The organism is Lacibacter sediminis (assembly GCF_014168535.1).
In the GTDB taxonomy this organism is placed as follows: Bacteria; Bacteroidota; Bacteroidia; order Chitinophagales; family Chitinophagaceae; genus Lacibacter; species Lacibacter sediminis.
The window spans coordinates 291366-311231 of sequence record NZ_CP060007.1; the positions used below are offsets into that span (position 1 = coordinate 291366).

The window sequence follows — 19866 nt, forward strand, 5'->3', positions numbered from 1 at the left end:
GGTATTTCATTGGAAAAGCAAGCCGTTTGATGTGAAGTAAATGGAGGGGAGCAATCTTATTTTCTTAACCCATCGATCATGATCAACACCATATTGTCTTCCAGCTCATTGCCACTGATCTTGGCAGTAGAACGGTGCCAGCTTTCAATACCGCTTACAGAATGAAGCAGGATGACAACAGCTGTAGGCGCATCGATCTTTTTGATCTCGCCTTTTTTCATTCCATCTTCAATGATCAACGCAAGTCGTTTTCTGTAATTACGACGTTGTGTGTGGAAGTTAGAACGGTAAGGCTCATCAAGGTGTTTCCACTCCCTGTCGCTCACCATTACTTCTTCGTAGTTGTCGATCATCTGCTGAATATGAAAACGAAGCAGGGTTTCGATCTTTTTGATCGGCGTAAGACTGCCACTTTCAATTTCATCTAAATGCAGGTTAAAACGATTGGCTACATTAAAACATACCGATTCCAATATCTCATTTTTGGAACGTATGTGATTGTACAAGCTTGCGGCTTCAATACCAAGGTTCTCAGCCAGGTCTCTCATACTGGCTGCACCAAAACCTTTTTCCCTGAAGAGGGCGGCGCCGGCTTTTACAATGAGGTCTTTGCGGTTGCCATTCTTTGGCACTTTCAGTTTTCCCATGCCCAAATGTACTTTGTTTTAGGTAAAATACCGTGTTGCGGGTATTGAAATGAAAAGCCCCGTTTGATAGTTTTGAAATGTAAAGTTTACGACTTGCGATATCTGCATAATGCTGCAAAAAAAAAGATTATCCTGCATTGTAAGTTGCATGTATTGCGGTTACCCAAAACAATTAAACATCATTCAATGAAACAGAAACTCCTTTTCCTCGCCCTTATTTGTGGAGCATTCTTAACACTTGCTCCAACATCTGCAAAAGCTCAAAGTGATTATTACTATTACGAGAGCATTTCAAACCCAAGTAAAACCATCAACTTCCTGATTGGCGTGTATGTAACCAAGAACGAATTTATTACCCGTGATGATGGAACAGGGTACACCAAGATACGCATGGCCGTTATAAACCAGGAAGGTGCCGAACCATTCAAATGGAGCGATTATAAGATCTACATTAAGCTCAAGAACAACGATATGTTCTATAATTATACCACCCAGGCAAAAGATGGCGATCTGTCTTGTAACTGGACAGTTCAACCGGGCCAAAACCACATTCAGTATGTGTGTTTCGATAAAGCCTTCGACATTAACCAGATCGATATGATTTGGCTGGGCATGAGCGATAACAAGTTTTTTGACCTCGTACGGAGCGATAAAAAGTAAAACGGGTTTCGTTTCTGTGAAGCACTGCTGTCAACGGCGGTGCTTTTTTTATATCCTTTTTCGGCAATAGGTCCTCAGCCATTACCTTTGTCCGCATCCGTAAATGCGGTAAACAAAAAACAAACTCTCCTTATGTCTTTAGTAGTTGTGGGCTCTATGGCCTTTGATGCAATTGAAACCCCATTTGGTAAAAGTGATAAGATCATTGGTGGCGCCGCCACGTATATTGCCTGGAGCGCTTCAAATTTTGCCCAACCCATCAAACAGATCAGCGTGGTTGGCGGTGATTTTCCGAAAGAAGAACTGCAAATGCTTGAGGCCCGTGGTGTGGTAACAGAAGGGGTGGAGATCAAAGAAAACGAGAAATCATTTTTCTGGAGCGGCCGCTATCATTTAGATATGAATACCCGTGATACACTGGATACGCAACTGAACGTATTGGCCAACTTTAACCCTGTTGTTCCGGATAGTTACCAGGATTGTGAATTCCTGATGTTGGGGAACCTGGTGCCTGCAGTGCAGAATGCAGTGATCGAGCAGATGAAGAATAAACCAAAGCTGGTGGTGCTTGATACCATGAATTTCTGGATGGAAATTGCAATGCCGGACTTAGAGAATGTATTGAAGAAAGTAGATGTATTGATGGTGAATGACAGCGAAGCTCGCCAGTTAAGCGGACAATACTCGCTGGTGAAAGCTGCTAAAGTGATCATGAACATGGGGCCAAAATACCTGATCATTAAAAAAGGTGAACACGGTGCGTTGTTATTCCATGGTGATCAAGTATTTTTCGCTCCTGCCCTGCCGCTAGAAGATGTGTTTGACCCAACAGGTGCCGGTGATACATTTGCCGGTGGATTTATTGGTCATATTGCAAAAACAAAAGACATCAGTTTCGAAAATATGAAGACGGCTATCATTGTAGGAAGTGCAATGGCTAGTTTTTGCGTGGAGAAATTCGGAACAACAAGATTAAAAGAAATTTCAAAAGAAGATATTGATGCACGCATTCAACAGTTTGTACAACTGGTGAATTTTGATATTGAGTTGGTGTGAGGAAGTATTTACAATAAATGACAAAGCCCTGCAATTGCAGGGCTTTGTCATTTATGCGTGGTACTGCTTGGCACAAGCGTCTCGCTTGTGCCTTATTATTATTTTTATTAATAGCACAAGCGAGACGCTTGCGCTATTAATAGTTTACGTAAAGGCAAAAAACTACCTGTACAAGCAACATGCTTGTAAAAAACTTTCTCATAAGTAATAAATGTTTAATGATTAATATTTCATGTCAAATCTTCCTTGAGTTATACGTATAGTTTCACAACCAGGTAATGCTAACGCAAACTCGAAAGTTCCAGACACAATTCTGTTTACTTTATCAAGTTTGGTGATATTTAAGTAGGCATTGTGGTTGGGTATGGTATCGTCCCAATTATAAATAATGCATGTGCCAGTAGCCCCAAAGTATTCTCCGATAGTAGCAGAGGTTATATTTAGTTTATAATAACCTGCTGTTTGTATATTACTGCCAGCTACAACAAATCCACTGGAATTACTGGCACCTGGCTCGTATCGATAGCCATTTATATTAAACGCCCCTCCCATATACGTTTCATCGTAGTAACAACTAAGCTTTGGGTAACCATTATCTCCCCTCGGCAGCCAAACCTTTCCGTTAACCAAAAACCCGCAGGTGTTTTTTCCTTCCTGTGTGGCGGGTGGTAGTTTGTCGCCAAGCAAATCACTCTTTTTGCAATTGCTGCTGCTGGTAATAATTAATATCAAAATTGTAATGAGTGAAATATGTTTCATGGTTATCCTATCTTAAACTCTTTCGTATGTGTTCTGATCAGCACCCGTTTCAAACTCCGGTCAATGATTTCACCCATGCTTTTACAGCGTGCAAACACCGGATCATCGTAATGCATAGCAAGCTCATGGCCCAGCTGTTGAATTTTTTCGGGAGTGGAGATCTGATCTTTCACCACCACATCACGCAGGTCTCTTAAGCGGTAGCGCTCTTCACGGATACGCCTTGCGATCAATGCCCTTTCTTCCTGCTGGTATTGCTGCACCACTTCACGGTTCAAATGCTTTTGCACCAATTCAACAAATGGGTAATTTTCTTTAAAGAACTGTGGCAGATAAATATTCTTACTGCCTTCATAAAACTGCTGATCAAAATCAATGGCCCGGATGAAGAATTTATAATCATCAAAATCGGGTGTGATGATGAAAACAAAATTGTAAGCACGCATATCGCCCAGCAAACGCAGGAAACAACGCTCATTAAACTTCACAAACTCTTTTGCAATACGTTTCAGATTGTATTCGGGCCTGCGGGGAATCAATTTTAAAAACTGATCACCCGGAATACCTGCAATATGTTCTTCCACCAACGTATTGCCATCACACAAATAATGCACAGGGTTTGGCGATAAGAGCTGCTCCAGCTCCAGACCATAAATGCGTGATGCGTCAGCCGTTTTGATATAGAAGTAATCGTACACATCATTATACTTGTTTACGATCTTGATACGATATGGATGCGAATTGCCAAACGTGCAGTAATCGATGCGTTCAATGTAGAGGTGGTTCAGCGCTTTTAGATCACCTGCAGCTTTTAACTTGGCATAGATCACTTTTATATGATCGTGTACTCTTGTTATCTCCGACTGCGGATAGATCACTGTTTCCCAAAGCGTGTCTTTCCCAAACTTATCAAGCAACGGGATTGATTCTGCATAATACTTCAGATCGTCGTAAGATACAGGCAGCGTTAATTCCTGGTGATACAACCGCAGGTACTGGTGCAAGGGTTCGCTAATGGGATAAAATATTTTTTTGCGGCTGATCATGGTACTTCGCTTCAGGCTTCAAGTTACTCAAACTTTCGTTGCAGCGATTGTGGCTGCATCTGATTGATGTCATTACAATCTTCTTGCAAGCACTACCTGGTTTTTAAACCGTTTTACTTTGCCCTGCAGATTAAATACTTCTGTAAAGATCACATACGGACCGAGTGGTAACTGTTGCAGTTTATCATTCAAGCCATCCCAGCGAAAATTGCCTTGCTGGCTGCAAATGGCATTTCGTTGCAATGCTTTTACAGGACGGCCGGCAGCATCAAACACCGTAATATTCATTACATAACCTGTTTCAGGAAAACGATAAGTGATGGTGAGGAAATCATCGGTGCCATCATTGTCAGGAGAAAATACTTCGGGCATTGCTGTTACATCCCCTTGCACCTGCAGATCTAAACGGAATTGTGAGTTTTGATAACCAGGCGTTCCGTATCCCACATCTTTTGCAGCACTATGCCAGTTGTCTTTGTTTTGTGTGTCAGCATTTGGATCGATGCGTTCTAATGCTACTCCTTCACTATTGCTGATCAAAGCGAAATGCCATTTATCATCATAAGCTAATTCATCGATCACAAGTCCACCGTTATCAGTTAATACCACATTGCCTTTATCATCGGAATAAGAAGGCATGGAAGAGAGGTTGAGAAACGCTGAGAGATTTTTTGCTATGAATTGTCGTTTTACAGTTGCTTCATCTTCACTCAGCACAAGATATTCGCCGGGGAACATCGCTCTGTCGGTTGCAGTTAAAGCCCGCATGTTGGCAATAGCTCCTGCACTGCTCCGGTTTGCAAGTAATAATGTTTTTAAATTGATGATCTTATTGCTGCGGTTGTATATCTCCACATAATCGGTGCCATCACTTGTTGGGTTAAATAGAACTTCATTAATGATGATATCATTTGCAACAGCAGCTGAACTAAGTCCCAGCTTTGTACTATTAAATGCAGTGATACTGTTGCCGCTGCAATCTTTTACATTGGAAGCAGTAACGGTATAAACTGTTCCCGACTGCAATTGACTATTTACTGTAAGTTGAACGGTATTGAAAAGCGGAGCAAGACAAACTGCTGTAACAGCTGTGCCAATGCCATTGCTAAATTGGTAGTTGGCTGCAGTTGCAGCCGAAACACTATCTAACGATTCATCAAAAGTTAACAGTACAGTGCTGTTATCAATTGCAAAAGCCCTGATCAAAGCAGGAGCTGTTTGATCATTATTAATCCCATCAACTGAATTTTTTATCCCTGGTGTACCGCCTCTTGTATCAATACTTGCACGCCAGTTGTTTGCAGCGCTGCACGGATTTTTTGTATCAACCATTTCCAAAGTCCAGCCACCATCACTCTTCACCGCATTGTTGAACCAACTGAGATTGTATTCTACTGCATGAATAGTTGCACCGCTGTTACTGCGGATGAAAATCGTTTCGCCAGTATTATCCAATGAAGGAAAACTTGTAACAGCAAAAGTGCGGCCATACTGTTGCATGGTTACAGCTGCAGTTGTTCCGCAAATGATGGCACTGCTATCCGGTTGTAATAAAAAGTTAGGCAATGGTCCACTCACTCCATTTGCATCACCCACCCGCCAGTTTTGTAAGTTGATAGCTGATGTGGCAGTGTTGCGTATCTCGATCCATTCAACATTCGGCAACCCGATTTGTGGTGTGGGATCACTCATGATTTCACTGATGACGACGCTGTATTTGTTTTGGGTGAAAGCGTTTGCTTGCAGCATCAACAAACAAACAATTGTTATAAGGAGTTTAGGTTGCAGCATGTACTTAAAAATAACATTAATCAAACGATTGCGTAAATACCTCGATGAAAATTCTAAAAACAATTTGGTGAAACGCTCATTCAGCTTTACTTTTGACCCTCATGATGACAATGAAACATACAAAACGCACAAAGAAACAGTTCCGCAAGGGAAGGTAACATTGTACGTTGTGTTGTAAACATAATAACAGGCCTTCCCGAAACGGAAGGCCTTATTTTTTACCCCCATCTGATGCCCTCGTCTGATGGATTTATTAATCAAACAAAAAAATTCTGTCAGACGAGGGCGTCGGACAGAAACAAAACAAAAAACAAAATGAAAGTTGCAGTAGTTGGCGCTACAGGTCTTGTAGGAACCAAAATGTTACAGGTATTAGCAGAAAGGAATTTCCCGGTTACTGAATTAGTTCCCGTTGCAAGTGAACGTTCCGTTGGTAAAGAAGTTGAGTTCAAGGGAAAGAAATACAAAGTGGTAAGCATGACCGATGCAATAGCTGCCAAACCTGCTGTGGCTTTATTCAGTGCCGGTGGTGGTACTTCAACTGAGTGGGCACCAAAGTTTGCAGAAGCCGGTATTACTGTGATCGATAACTCCAGTGCATGGCGCATGGACCCAACAAAAAAATTAGTAGTGCCTGAAGTAAATGCTGATGTGTTAACTGCAGCAGATAAAGTGATTGCTAACCCTAACTGTTCTACTATTCAGATGGTGGTGGCCTTGCAACCACTGCATAAAAAATACCAGATCAAGCGTGTGGTTGTATCAACGTACCAAAGTGTAACAGGTACTGGCGTAAAAGCCGTTGATCAGTTGTTGAATGAACGTAAAGGTATTGTAGGTGAGATGGCTTATAAATATCCAATTGATCTGAATGTGATTCCCCAGATCGATGTGTTTTTGGAGAATGGGTACACCAAAGAAGAAATGAAAATGGTGAAAGAAACCTGCAAGATCATGGGCGATGATTCCATTCGTGTAACAGCAACAACAGTGCGTATTCCGGTAATGGGTGGTCATAGCGAAAGTGTGAACGTTGAGTTTGCAAATGATTTCGATTTGAACGAAGTAAAAGCATTGCTCAGCTCTGCTCCTGGTATTGTGGTAGTAGATGATCCTGCTACACAACAATACCCAATGCCGATGGATGCACATGAAAAAGATGATGTGTTTGTTGGTCGTTTGCGCAGAGATGAAACACAAGCCAATACATTAAATATGTGGATCGTTAGTGATAACCTGCGCAAAGGTGCGGCAACCAATGCTGTGCAAATTGCAGAATACCTGCAGGGCAAAGGTTTGTTGTAATGGTCGGCACGGCCAGCGGCTGTCAGAACATAAAAAAACTTAACAAAAAAGAGCGCTTCAATTGAAGCGCTCTTTTTATTTCTGGGGAGATACTGTTATTATTCACCTGTATGCAATCCTTCATTCAAAAACTGCAGTAACGGTTGCAGCGTTTCAAAATTGACGCATACTTTTTTTACCAGGTCTTTCGATGTTAGATCAGCATCAGAAAAGTTTTGCATGGCGATCCAGCTTTTCAATTTCAGATATTCAATGGCGGGATTATCAGCTTCATAACCTTTTGGTGGTCGTGCCAATTTCAGATCACCTTCAGTTGACAGATCGCCAAATACCGCTTTGAATTTTTTGTTGCTGATGATCTTCTGAAATTCTTTCCAGTTATAATCAATTTCCTGGCGCACGTTTTTTAAAAAATCAGGTGGCGGTACATATAAACCACCTCCTCCAAACGCAGCACCCGGTTCACAATGAAAGTAGTAGCCGGCTGTCATTCCTTTTTTGCCGTCCTTATTCATGTAGGCGCCCATGTTTGTTTTGTAAGGACTTTTATCTTTACTGAAACGAACATCCCGGTTTATACGGAAGATGCAATCTTTTGCAGCAAGATGTGCAATGGAAGGATCTTTCTTCCCATGCTTTTCTATTACTGTATCAATAAACCCAACAAAATCTGCTTTGGCAGCATCGTAAGATTTTCGATTTGCATCGAACCAGGGCTTATTGTTATTCTTCTTTAAGTCTTTTAAAAATTTGAGTGTGGAAGTTTGCAGCATAAAATAAGGTTGTAGTGAAGATGCAAATTTGCATAACCAAACAATACTATGCTAAAATAGTTCTGTGAAGATGTGAGTAAGTAATCAGAAATCAAATATCTGCAATCTTAAACTGCTCCCCAGTTTTCACCGCTTCTTATTCTGTACAAAGTCATTTCACTTACGCTGTACTTTTTCGCCAGTTGTTTGTAGGTAACATTGCGGTTGGGATCCTGAATGATCTTTTTGATCGTCTTTACCTGCAGCGGAGAAAGCTTCAATCCTTTTTGCGTGCTGCTGCGTTCTTTCTGTAATTTTTTGTAAGCGATCTTTTGAGGGCTTTTTTGTTGATGAGCTGACATTTGTTCCAATGTTGCCCATTTCAGATTAGCAGCACGGTTATCTTTTTTGTTATGGTTGAGATGAATGACAAACTTGTTTTTTGTTGATTGTTTCGCACAAAAAAGTTTTGCTACTTCACGGTGCAGGTAGATGGTTCCTTTGTTATCTGCACGATGCAGGTTTAACGTACGGTAACCGGTTGTAATGGAACCGTTGAGTAATTTTCCATCTTCTGAAATATCAGAAGAATAACTTGCACAACGGCCAAGATTTGAAACTGCGTATTTGCGACGTAATTGTTTCCAACCGGCAAATTGCAATTGTTTCCATTTTTCTCCGGGAAGTTTCTTGATCATACGAAAAGATTGGAGATACTAAATATACAACAGCAAACCCTGTACCTGCAAGTGAAATCCTATATTAATTTTTTAACAGTGCCAGGAATTCTTCTTCTGTTATAATTTTTATGGTGCTTATTTTTTTCGCTTTTTCCAGTTTGCTGCCTGCATCTTCACCCACTACAAGATAATTTAATTTTGCACTCACGCCACTCAATATGCTTCCACCATGTTCTTCTGCCATTTGTTCTGCAGCACTTCTCTTCAAGGTAGGCAATGTTCCTGTAAATAAAAAAGTAACACCCGTTAAATTACCTTCATGTTTACTTTCTTTCTGCTCATTCTTTAATTGCAAGCCAAGTTCTTCCAGTTCTTTCAATAGTTGCAGGTTCTGTTCGTTGCTGAAAAAATCATGAATGCTTCCTGCAACTCTCGGACCAATATCTTCCAGTTGTTGTAATTCTTCCAATGTTTTTCCGGCAATATCCAGCAGATGTTTGGTTGAATTGGCTAATGTCTTTGCCGTTGCTTCACCAACAAAGCGGATACCTAATGCATAGATCAAACGGAATAACGGTTGCTTCTTTGAATTTTCAATTGCTGTTTGCAGATTATCAACACTCTTTGCGCCGTAACCTTCCAATCCTTTGATCTTATCATAGGGCAAACGATACAACGATGGAATATCTTTCAGAAAGCCGAGCTCATAAAACTTCCGCACATTCGCATCGCCCATGCCACGAATATCCATCGCATCTTTGCTGTTGAAATGAATGATACGTTCAACCACCTGCGCTTCACATTGATAATTATTACAACGCCACACAGCTTCTTCTGCTGGTTTTACCAACACACTGTTGCAAACCGGGCAATGGGTAGGGAAGATGATCTTTTCTTCTTTACCTGTACGCAGCTCAGCCATTGATTTAACGATGTAAGGAATTACATCACCCGCACGTTCTACCAAAACTGTATCGCCCAGCATCAGGTCTTTCTCTGCAATAAAATCCTGGTTATGTAAAGAGATACTCGTTACCGTTACACCGCCAATAGCTACCGGATCGATCTTGGCAACAGGTGTAACTGCACCTGTGCGGCCAACCTGGTATTCAACTGCACGGAGCTTACTGGTTCCCTGTCTTGCTTTGAATTTATAGGCAATGGCCCAACGTGGGTGATGACTGGTCATGCCCATTTGATCCTGGAGTTGCAGATCGTTTACTTTGATCACCATGCCATCAATTTCGTAAGGCAGTGTATCCCGCTTCTGTTCAAATTCATTACAGTAGTCAATTACTTCCTGTATGCCTTTGCAGATCTTTTTTTCTTTTTCAGGACTACGGAAGCCAAGCTCCCACATCATTTTCAATGCACCGCTGTGCGTGTGTAATACATCATATGTTGATTGCTTCCGATCAACCATTGCTACGTAACCAACATGATATAAAAATGCTTCAAGATTTCTGCGGGCAACTTCTTTTGCATCTTTTATACGTAAGCTGCCGCTGGCTGCATTGCGTGGATTGGCAAGCGGCGGCAAATTTTCTTCCGCTAATTGATCGTTATAGGCTTTGAAATTTTTCTTACTCATCAATATCTCACCACGTATTTCAATTTGTTTGATGGCGAATTTCGAAAACTCTGCTGACAATGGAATGGAACGAATTTGTCGAACATTGGTAGTGATCTCTTCACCTTCTGTTCCATCGCCACGTGTTGCAGCCCGAACCAGTTTATCATCTTCATAAATAAGTGAAATGCTGGCACCGTCAAACTTTGGCTCAACGCAGTATTCAATATGATCAAGTCCGCTTGCTTCTTTCGCTTTGCGGTCCCAATCAATAAGATCATCAGCATCATAAGAGTTTTCAAGACTGAGCATCGGAACAAGATGCTGTACTTTTTTAAAATCATTTCCCAACCCTTTTGCTACACGTTGAGTAGGTGAGTCGCTTGTAATGAGCGAAGGATTGGCAGCTTCGATCTTTTCTAAGGCTTTGTATAACTGATCATATTCAAAATCGCTGATGAGCGGATCGTTCTGAATATAATAACGATATTCATGGAAACGCAGAGCATTTCTCAGTTCTTCGATTTGTTCTTCACTGAGAGATGAACTTTTCAGTTGATGCAGCAAGCTTGTGGTGCTTTGCTGCAATTGCTTGGTATTATCGGCTGAATACATAAGAAATAAAATCAGACGGTAAAAATACAAGGATGAAGGACAAAACAAATTAAATTCACTTACTCATCTTAGAACTTCCATTTGTCCGGCAGAATAACCACAAAACATATTCATTTATACAGGTATAAACAATCTTTGTTCTTTTGGGTTATACCAGCACAACCATTTATTATGATCCGACTGTTTCTTCTTTTTGCCGTAACGATTGTGTTTTCACAATGTAATTCCAAAACTGAAGTTGATACTCTGCTTATCAATGGAACAGTGTACACGATCGATTCTGCTTTCTCCAAAACTGAAGCAGTGGCTGTAAAGGATGGAAAGATCGTTGCTACGGGCACAACTGCTGATCTGCAAAAAACATTCAGCGCCAAAGAAGTGATCGATCTGCAAGGGAAATTTTTATACCCGGGCTTTATTGACGCACATGCGCATTTCTACCGTTACGGGCTTGGATTGCGTACAGCTGATCTTACGGGCACTACCAGTTGGAATGACTGTTTGAACTGGTTAAAAAAACACGCTGCCGAACACAGTTTGCAAAAAGGTGAATGGCTGATTGGAAGAGGTTGGGATCAAAACGATTGGGAGGTGAAAGAATTTCCCGTGAATGATTCGTTGAATCAATTATTTCCTGATAACCCTGTTTTGCTGACAAGGGTTGATGGACATGCTGCAGTTGTGAATGATCCAGCATTGCAGCAGGCTGGTATTTCAGCTCAAACCAAATTAACAGGTGGTGATATATTTATTGCAAATGGAAAACCAACGGGTGTGTTGATCGATAATGCAATCGATCTTGTATCAGCAAAAATTCCGGCAGCAACAGCCGAACAAATTACAGAAGGGTTACTGGCAGCGCAGAAGAATTGTTTTGCAGCAGGCTTAACTTCTATTGTTGATTGCGGCTTGGATTATACGGATGTGTTGAATATTGAAAAAGCAAATAATAGTGGTGCACTGAAGATGCGCATGTATGTAATGTTGAGCGATGCAAAGAAGAATTATGAGGCCATTTTTGAACGTGGTAAAATAAAAACTGATCGCTTGAATGTTCACAGCTTTAAAGTGTATGGTGATGGTGCTCTTGGTTCAAGAGGCGCCTGTTTGCTCGAGCCATATGCAGATAAACCCGGACATAAGGGTTTCTTATTAAGCAATCCAGAACATTTTGATTCAGTTGCAGCACTCTTGTATGCAAAAGGTTTTCAGATGTGTACACATGCGATTGGCGACAGCGGTAACCGAACCATCCTTAACATTTATGGTAAGTATTTAAAAGAAACCAACGATCTGCGTTGGCGTATTGAACATGCACAGGTGGTGAATGAAAATGATTTCAACCTGTTTGGTAAGTATAGTATTGTACCAAGTGTACAGCCCACTCATGCAACCAGTGATATGTATTGGGCAGAGCAACGTTTGGGACCCAAGCGTGTAAAAGGCGCTTATGCATTTAATGATCTGTTGAAACAAAATGGCTGGATTCCATTGGGAACAGATTTCCCGGTTGAAGATATTGATCCACTCAAAACATTTTACGCAGCGGTGTTTCGTAGAGATGCAAAAGGATGGCCTGAGCAAGGTTATCAAACAGAGAATGCTTTGTCAAGAGAAGCTACATTGCGAGGCATGACCATTTGGGCCGCACGTTCAAATTTTGAAGAAGCTGAGAAAGGAAGTATTGAGAAAGGAAAGTTTGCAGATTTTGTGTTGCTTGATAACGATTTGATGACAGCAACATTTGAGCAGGTGTTGAAAACAACCGTGCTCAAAACTATTTGCGGAGGCGAAACGGTATTCAGCAAAAATTAATAAACAGCTTCGTTCCTGAATTCTCTTGGCGTACTGTGTTTCTTTCGTGCAAACACACGGTTGAAATAAGTGAGCGATTCAAAACCAGCACTGCGTGCAATAGAAGAGATCTGTTTATCCGTTTCAATTAATTGATAACAGGCATAGCCCACACGCAGATCGTTCACATAATCTGAAAATGTTTTACCTGTCGCTCGTTTGAAAAACTTACAAAATGCACTGGGTGAAATGTTGATGATGGAAGCTGCATCATTAATGGTAATTGGCTTCGCAAAATTCTGTTCAACATACGTACATACCTTATTAATACGAGGCTCGCTGTTTTTAGCTTGGGAGATATCATACTCAGCTGATGCCAGTTTTCTTCCTTTTTGTTGCGATAACTGATTCAGGAGATCGATCAGCCCTGTAATTTTTTCAACACCGGATTTACCGGGTAGTGACAGTATTAAATCTTTAAAAGGTTTGCTGTTTTTAAAATGAAGTCCGTGCCGGCAGCTTTGTAACAGCCGCTTGATGTTTTCGAATTCCGGTAAACCGGTAAAGCTGTTGAACAGGGAGCCCGAAAACTGGATCACCACAAAATCGCAGGATTTATCCTTCACTTTTTTATCCGATACCCATGTATGTGGCAGGTCGGGCCCGATCAGCACCAGATCCCCTGGTTCAAATTCCTCATAACTGTCACCCACGATGCGTTTGCCCGAAACGTTGATCTTAAACGTGAGTTCATATTCGGGGTGATGATGCCAGTAAAACTCAAGGTAGGGCAGGCTCATAGGATAAGCTACCAATACGGGCTTATCATTGCCGGGAACAATTTTCTCGAGTTCTGCTTTCATACTAAAGATGCAATTACAAAAGTAAAAATAGGATAAGTTGGCAATATAGTGCCAGAAATTGGAATTTTAGTTCAATTTGAGGCCACTGCCTTAGTCTAGTTTTGTGTGAGTTTTGATTGCGGAACTGAAGAGGGTATTGATTTAGCGACCGGCTGTTGTATAAAAAGACTGAGAATCTTTCTTACTGATTGCAATCACAACGATAATCCAACAAATTTCATTGATCATTGTTTTTTTGGTTTGATGTAAACGGATTGCGTTATGAGAAAATTTTTGCTTGCATATGTTTTCCTCTGCTTTGCAGTTAATGCAGGCTATGCCCAATTACTATCAACTGATGTAGCTTTCCCTGCTGATGCAAGTACCATCGTCATTACAATGGATGCCACTAAAGGCAACAAAGGTTTACAAGGTTTTACCGGTTCAGTTTATCTCCATACAGGTCTAATAACATCGGCCAGCGGTTCACAAACAGATTGGAAATACACCAAAGGTTCATGGGGTACTGCAAATGCTCCTGTAGCAACACGCCCCGACCCGGTGAACAAGCCCAATACCTGGCAATTTACCATCAACAACATTCGCACCTATTATGGTGTAGCTGCAGGTGAGCAGATCTTATACATTACTATTCTGTTCCGCAACGAGGCAGGCACATTGGTGCAACGTAATATCGATGGAAGTGATATGTATATTAAAGTGTATCCTGCCAATGAATTTGCAGTGAAGTTTACATCACCTGCAATGCAGCCTACGTATGTTCCTACTGCAGAACCACTTACTGCAGGAACGCCACCGTTTACTGTTCCAGTTACAGCTGTATCATCTAAAAATGCAAATCTCACGTTGCGTTTTAATAGCGCACAAATTGCTACAGCAACTGCCGCACAAATCATTAATGGCTCGGCAAACGTAACCACAACCTGTGAGCAGCAGATCACATTAGAAGCTAACGACAACGGCACCATCAAACGTGATACATTCAACTTCTTTGTACCACAGGCAAGCAACCCAACAGGCGCAAGACCGGCAGGCCGGAAAGATGGAATTACGTTTGAAGACAACAATACCAAAGCAGTTTTCATTTTATATGCTCCGTTAAAAACCAAAGTTTCCCTCATTGGCGATTTTAATAACTGGACACAAACCTGTTCGGGGCAAATGAAAAAAGACGGAGACTATTTCTGGACAGAAGTAACAGGTCTTACCGCAGGAACACAGTACCGGTTTCAATATGTTGTTGATGATGCCATACGCATTGCAGATCCATACAGCGAACTGGTGCTTGATCCGAACAATGATCAATACATTCAGTCATCTACTTATCCAAATATGCCTGCTTATCCTGCCGGCAAAACAACAGGTGGAATAGTAGGAGTTATAACCCAGGGAGAGGCAGCTTATAATTGGACAAGCAGCGGAAGCTATGTTCGTCCTGATAAGCGTGATCTCATGGTGTATGAGTTGCTTGTTCGTGATTTTGTTGCAACACATAGCTGGCAAACATTAAAAGATACACTCAACTACATCAAAAATCTCGGCTTCAATGCGGTACAGTTAATGCCCATTAATGAGTTCGATGGAAATGAAAGCTGGGGATATAATCCCATGTACTTCTTTGCACCTGATAAATATTACGGATCAAAGAATGCATTAAAGGCATTCATAGACCAGGCACATAGTTTAGGTATTGCAGTAATACAGGATATTGCTTTCAATCATGCAACAGGTCAATCACCATTGGCAGCTATGTGGTGGAATGCCGGCGCAAATCAAACAGCAGCGAATAACCCTTACTTCTACGAAACAGCACAGCATCCATTCAATGTATTTCACGATTTCAATCACAACGTTGAACCAACGAAATACCATGTGTCCCGTTTCATCCGTCACTGGTTAACCGAATACCGTATTGATGGTTTCCGTTGGGATTTAAGCAAAGGCTTCACCAATAATTTCACAAGTGATGTTAATAGCTGGAATCAATACAACCAGGCTCGCATTAATACCTGGCAACGTTATTATGATAGTATGCAGGTAGTGAGCCCGGGATCCTATTGTATCCTTGAACATTTAGGTAATGATGATGAAGAAGCAGAACTGGCTAAGCGTGGAATGATGTTATGGGGAATCATGCATTACAATTTTGCACAAAACACACAAGGACTTTCAACCGGTACCGATATCAACAGAGCATTCTGGAAGAACAGAAGCTTCTGGAGTGATGTTTCTTTGAACGATAAACCACATCTTATCACTTATGCGGAAAGTCACGATGAACAACGCATCATGTACGATAATATTAATTCCGGCAACACATCCAACGGTGCTCACAATGTAAGAGATACTACAGTTGGTCTTTTCCGCACCGAAGCAATGGCGGCGGTCTTAATGGGTTTACCAGGCCCGAAAATGATATGGCAATTTGGGGAGGTAGGTTATGATTTCTCTATTAACCGTTGCCCTGATGGCTCTATAAGTAATGATTGCCGTTTAGCCAACAAGCCGATCCGGTGGGATTACTACCAGCAGGTTCGTCGCAAGCGCTTGTTTGAAACCTATAGTGCAATGGCTAAGCTGCGTAATCTTTACAAGAATACATTCCGTACACCAAACCTTGCTTTAGGAACAAACCTCGGCATTAACCTGATTAAGACCATTGTTGTTGATCATACCGATTTAAAATATGTGGTGGTTGCCAATTTTGATGTTGTTCAACAAACACCAACGGTTACGTTCCCTGCAAATGGAACATTCTACGACTATACGAATGGCGGCACCATTACTGTTTCTGGCAACCAACAGGCAGTAACACTTGCACCCGGTCAGTTCAAAATCTATCTCAATCAAAATGTATCAGGTGGTGTAGTGACAAACGTCAGAGATATTATAGCTTCTAATACAGATTTTCGTCTGAGCATTTATCCTAACCCGGTTCAGCAATCGGCAATTGTGAAATATGAATTGCCCAAAAGCGGAAAAGTAAGTGTGCAGTTGATCAATATACAGGGACAGGTTATCGCTTCAAAGAATATGGGTTTCCAGTTAAAAGGTTACCAGGTGTTTGAAATGGATCGTAACAGTTTTGCAGGCATGCCTTTAACAGCAGGCCATTACGTGTTGCAGGTGCGGGTTGATAATCTTGTGCGGTATGAAAAAGTAATGGTGCAGCAGTAAGGCTACAGGGTTTGTCTTATTGTACTGCTCAAATTTTTGGATAGAAAAACAGGACTGAATTTTTTTGTTGAAAGTTGTGTTAGTGATAACTGATAATCGTCAACAGAAAATACAAGGTTGCTGTGACAGATATAAATTGTAAATCTCAAAACCCCAACTATTGATTATGACCCTTCATCGTCTGCTTGCCAGAGCAGGGGCCTTGGCTCTAATGCTGATGGTTTTAGCAATGAACGTGTTTGCGCAAGGTAAAACTGTAACAGGGAAAGTGACCGACAGTAAAGACGGCACCCCGGTTGCAAACGCCTCCGTAACAATTAAAGGTACCAGCCGTGGTACCACCACTGATGCCGGTGGTAATTTCAGAATTGCTGTTGATAACAACAACGCTGTATTAGTTATTTCATCTGTAGGTTTTACAGAGTATGAATTAACTGTTGGAGCGCAAACTGATCTTACCATTTCACTTTCTGCCGCACAGGGCACACTTAACGAAGTTGTTGTTGTAGGTTATGGTACACAGCGTAAGAGAGATCTCTCCGGCTCTGTGGCAACTGTATCTTCCAAAGACTTTGTAAAAGGTGCGCTACAAACTCCTGAGCAGTTGATTGCAGGTAAAGTAGCTGGTGTGCAGATCACACCAAACAGCGGCGCACCGGGTAGTGGTAGCCGGATCCGTATTCGTGGCGGTGCTTCTTTGAATGCAAGTAATGATCCGTTAATTGTAATTGATGGTGTGCCGGTTGATAATGGTGGCATTTCAGGTGCAACCAATCCGTTGAACCTCATCAACCCCAACGACATTGAAACCTTTACCATTTTAAAAGATCCATCTGCTGCAGCCATTTATGGTTCACGTGCATCAAATGGTGTTATCCTTATTACCACTAAGAAAGGGAAGAAAGGAAAAACACGGTTTAATTTCAGTGCACAGGGTTTTGTACAAACGCCTTCTGGAAAAGTAGATGTATTATCGGCACAAGATGTGCGGGATATTGTAAATGCAAAAGGTACACCTGCACAAGTTGCTTTGTTAGGAAAAGAAAGTACTGATTGGCAAGACAAGATTTTCAGAAATGCATTTGCACAAGACTTTAACCTCAGTGCAACAGGTGCACTTGGCAATGGCAAATTGCCATTCCGTTTATCAGGTGGTTATCTCAACCAGGATGGTATTCTGAAAACAGGCAACTTCCAACGTTTAACCGGGGCATTAAACCTCAACCCAAGTTTCTTTAATAACAAACTGAAAGTTGATCTTAATCTGAAAGGTTCACGTACTACTAATTTCTTTGCTAATGAAGGAGCGATAGGTAATGCAATTACGTTCGATCCTACTAAGCCGGTTAATTCAAGCAGCAAAAGATATGGTGGTTATTGGGAGTGGACAGATGCTGATGGATTGCCTACCCAATTATCAAACCGCAACCCTGTTGGTTTATTATACAATCGTGATAATACAAGTGAAGTATATCGCAGCATCGGAAATATCCAGTTCGATTATCAACTTCCTTTTGTAAAAGGATTACGTGCAAATCTTAATCTGGGTTACGATGTGTCGAAAGGCAGTGGTACTAATATTGTAAGCGATAGTGCTGCCGATACTTATCGCCGCAAAGGCAATTACAATCCATATCACCAGGAGCGTACTAATAAGTTGATGGATTTTTACTTCAACTATACCAGCAATATCAGGGCGATTAATAGCCGTGTTGATTTCACTGCAGGTACAGGTTACCAGGATTTCGAATTTTACAGTTACAATTTTCCCGACAGAAGATTCAACGGAAGTATTGTTCCTGAATCAGAACCTAATTTTATTTCACAAGCTCCGGGTTATACATTGATCTCCTACTATGGACGTTTGGTTTACTCTTTAGCCAATAAGTACACAGTAACATTGAATGCACGTACCGATGGTACTTCGAAGTTCAACAAAGCAAACCGTTGGGGCTTCTTCCCATCTGCAGCAGTAGCATGGCAGATCAATGAAGAAGAATTCCTCAAAAATTCAAAGGTGGTTTCTAATCTGAAATTGCGTGCAGGTTATGGTGTTACCGGTCAGCAGGATGGTATTCCGTTTTATGCCTACATTCCTGTTTATGGTTTGAGTAACAATCAGGCACAATATCAATTAGGTAATTCATTTATAAACCTTCTTCGTCCGAGTGCATATGATGTTGATCTGCGTTGGGAAACAACCACTAACATTAATGCTGCCATCGACTTTGGATTCATTGATAACCGCATTAATGGTACAGTAGAAGGGTTTATCCGCAAAACTGAAGATCTGTTAAGTACAGTTCCTATTTCAGCAGGCTCAAACTTTACAAACCAACTGTTTACCAACGTAGGTAACATTGAAAGTAAAGGTTTGGAGCTAACATTGAATGCAGTTCCTGTACGTTCTAAAAATATAGAGTGGGAAATCGGTGCAAACTTCACGTATGTTGTTCCAAAGATTACCAACCTCTTGGTAAATCCTGATCCAAACTTCACAGGTGTGGCAGTAGGTGGTATCAGTGGTGGTACCGGTAATACGATCCAGCGTCACATTGTGGGAGAGCGCCCTGCTTCATTCTATGTGTACAAGCAGGTTTATGATGCAAGTAGTAAACCTATTGAAGGTTTGTATGAAGATCTGAATCGTGATGGCATCATCAACGAAAAAGATCTGTACATCTACCAATCGCCTGAAGCGAAATATTTCCTTGGTATTACATCGAATGTAACAGTGAACCGTTTCAGTGCAGGTTTTGTAATGCGTGGAAGCATTGGTAACTATATGTACGATAATCTTAACTCGAACAATGGTGTTTACCGCCAGGTTGTTAATCCGCTTGGTTTCCTTGCAAACGGCACAAAAGATTATCTCCATACCGGATTTGTAAACAATCAATATTTCTCCGACTACTATATAAAGAATGCATCTTTTCTCCGTATGGATAATATCAACTTCGGATATGATGCAGGTGAAATTGCAAAGAATGTTCGGTTACGTATTACAGCTAACATTCAGAATGTATTCGTGATTTCGAAGTACGGTGGTCTTGATCCGGAAATTGCCGGTGGTATCGACAACACCATTTACCCACGACCACGTACATATGTACTAGGTTTTAATTTTGATTTCTAAAAAAATAAATATCTG

General features: G+C 41.2%; 14 protein-coding genes. 6 read left to right on the plus strand and 8 right to left on the minus strand.

Annotated elements, in window-relative coordinates:
• Positions 1-56 precede the first annotated feature (56 nt).
• Positions 57-647, minus strand: a complete 591-nt coding sequence (locus H4075_RS01355) for a TetR/AcrR family transcriptional regulator (RefSeq protein ID WP_182803438.1) — start codon at positions 645-647, stop codon at positions 57-59.
• Between the two features lie 186 nt (positions 648-833).
• On the opposite strand from H4075_RS01355, the gene H4075_RS01360 reads away from it, so the two are divergent.
• Both H4075_RS01360 and H4075_RS01365 read left to right on the plus strand, forming a co-directional pair.
• Positions 834-1307 carry a hypothetical protein gene (locus tag H4075_RS01360; protein ID WP_182803440.1) on the plus strand — a complete coding sequence of 158 codons (474 nt, stop codon included), beginning with the start codon at positions 834-836 and terminating at the stop codon, positions 1305-1307.
• 132 nt (positions 1308-1439) lie between these two features.
• A complete protein-coding gene (locus tag H4075_RS01365) occupies positions 1440-2363 on the plus strand; it encodes a PfkB family carbohydrate kinase (RefSeq protein WP_182803442.1) in 924 nt (307 codons plus the stop codon).
• Between the two features lie 222 nt (positions 2364-2585).
• Here the strand turns inward: H4075_RS01365 and H4075_RS01370 are convergent, their stop codons facing one another.
• The 3 genes from H4075_RS01370 to H4075_RS01380 all read right to left on the minus strand — a co-directional run bounded on the left by H4075_RS01370 (position 2586) and on the right by H4075_RS01380 (position 5917).
• Positions 2586-3122: a hypothetical protein gene (locus tag H4075_RS01370; RefSeq protein ID WP_182803444.1), complete on the minus strand. Its 537-nt coding sequence runs from the start codon at positions 3120-3122 to the stop codon at positions 2586-2588.
• A 2-nt stretch (positions 3123-3124) separates the two neighbouring features.
• Positions 3125-4168: a hypothetical protein gene (locus H4075_RS01375; protein WP_182803446.1), complete on the minus strand. Its 1044-nt coding sequence runs from the start codon at positions 4166-4168 to the stop codon at positions 3125-3127.
• Positions 4169-4240: 72 nt separating this feature from the next.
• Positions 4241-5917, minus strand: a complete 1677-nt coding sequence (locus tag H4075_RS01380) for a lamin tail domain-containing protein (protein ID WP_182803448.1) — start codon at positions 5915-5917, stop codon at positions 4241-4243.
• A 357-nt stretch (positions 5918-6274) separates the two neighbouring features.
• On the opposite strand from H4075_RS01380, the gene H4075_RS01385 reads away from it, so the two are divergent.
• Positions 6275-7264 carry an aspartate-semialdehyde dehydrogenase gene (locus tag H4075_RS01385; RefSeq protein ID WP_182803450.1) on the plus strand — a complete coding sequence of 330 codons (990 nt, stop codon included), beginning with the start codon at positions 6275-6277 and terminating at the stop codon, positions 7262-7264.
• Positions 7265-7362: 98 nt separating this feature from the next.
• Here H4075_RS01385 and H4075_RS01390 read toward each other — a convergent pair whose 3' ends face one another.
• The 3 genes from H4075_RS01390 to ligA all read right to left on the minus strand — a co-directional run bounded on the left by H4075_RS01390 (position 7363) and on the right by ligA (position 10881).
• Positions 7363-8037: a DUF2461 domain-containing protein gene (locus H4075_RS01390; protein ID WP_182803452.1), complete on the minus strand. Its 675-nt coding sequence runs from the start codon at positions 8035-8037 to the stop codon at positions 7363-7365.
• Positions 8038-8144: 107 nt separating this feature from the next.
• Positions 8145-8714 carry an NUMOD4 domain-containing protein gene (locus H4075_RS01395; RefSeq protein ID WP_182803454.1) on the minus strand — a complete coding sequence of 190 codons (570 nt, stop codon included), beginning with the start codon at positions 8712-8714 and terminating at the stop codon, positions 8145-8147.
• 64 nt (positions 8715-8778) lie between these two features.
• A complete protein-coding gene (ligA, locus tag H4075_RS01400) occupies positions 8779-10881 on the minus strand; it encodes an NAD-dependent DNA ligase LigA (protein WP_182803455.1) in 2103 nt (700 codons plus the stop codon).
• Between the two features lie 171 nt (positions 10882-11052).
• On the opposite strand from ligA, the gene H4075_RS01405 reads away from it, so the two are divergent.
• Positions 11053-12696, plus strand: a complete 1644-nt coding sequence (locus H4075_RS01405) for an amidohydrolase (protein ID WP_182803457.1) — start codon at positions 11053-11055, stop codon at positions 12694-12696.
• Here the strand turns inward: H4075_RS01405 and H4075_RS01410 are convergent.
• A complete protein-coding gene (locus H4075_RS01410) occupies positions 12693-13538 on the minus strand; it encodes an AraC family transcriptional regulator (RefSeq protein WP_182803459.1) in 846 nt (281 codons plus the stop codon). The two genes, H4075_RS01405 and H4075_RS01410, sit on opposite strands and share 4 nt — an antisense overlap.
• 261 nt (positions 13539-13799) lie before the next feature.
• On the opposite strand from H4075_RS01410, the gene H4075_RS01415 reads away from it, so the two are divergent.
• Together H4075_RS01415 and H4075_RS01420 are read left to right on the plus strand one after the other, a co-directional pair.
• A complete protein-coding gene (locus tag H4075_RS01415; protein ID WP_182803461.1) occupies positions 13800-16715 on the plus strand; it encodes an alpha-amylase family glycosyl hydrolase in 2916 nt (971 codons plus the stop codon).
• A gap of 166 nt (positions 16716-16881) precedes the next feature.
• Positions 16882-19851 carry a SusC/RagA family TonB-linked outer membrane protein gene (locus tag H4075_RS01420; RefSeq protein WP_182803463.1) on the plus strand — a complete coding sequence of 990 codons (2970 nt, stop codon included), beginning with the start codon at positions 16882-16884 and terminating at the stop codon, positions 19849-19851.
• The last annotated feature ends 15 nt before the right edge of the window (positions 19852-19866 follow it).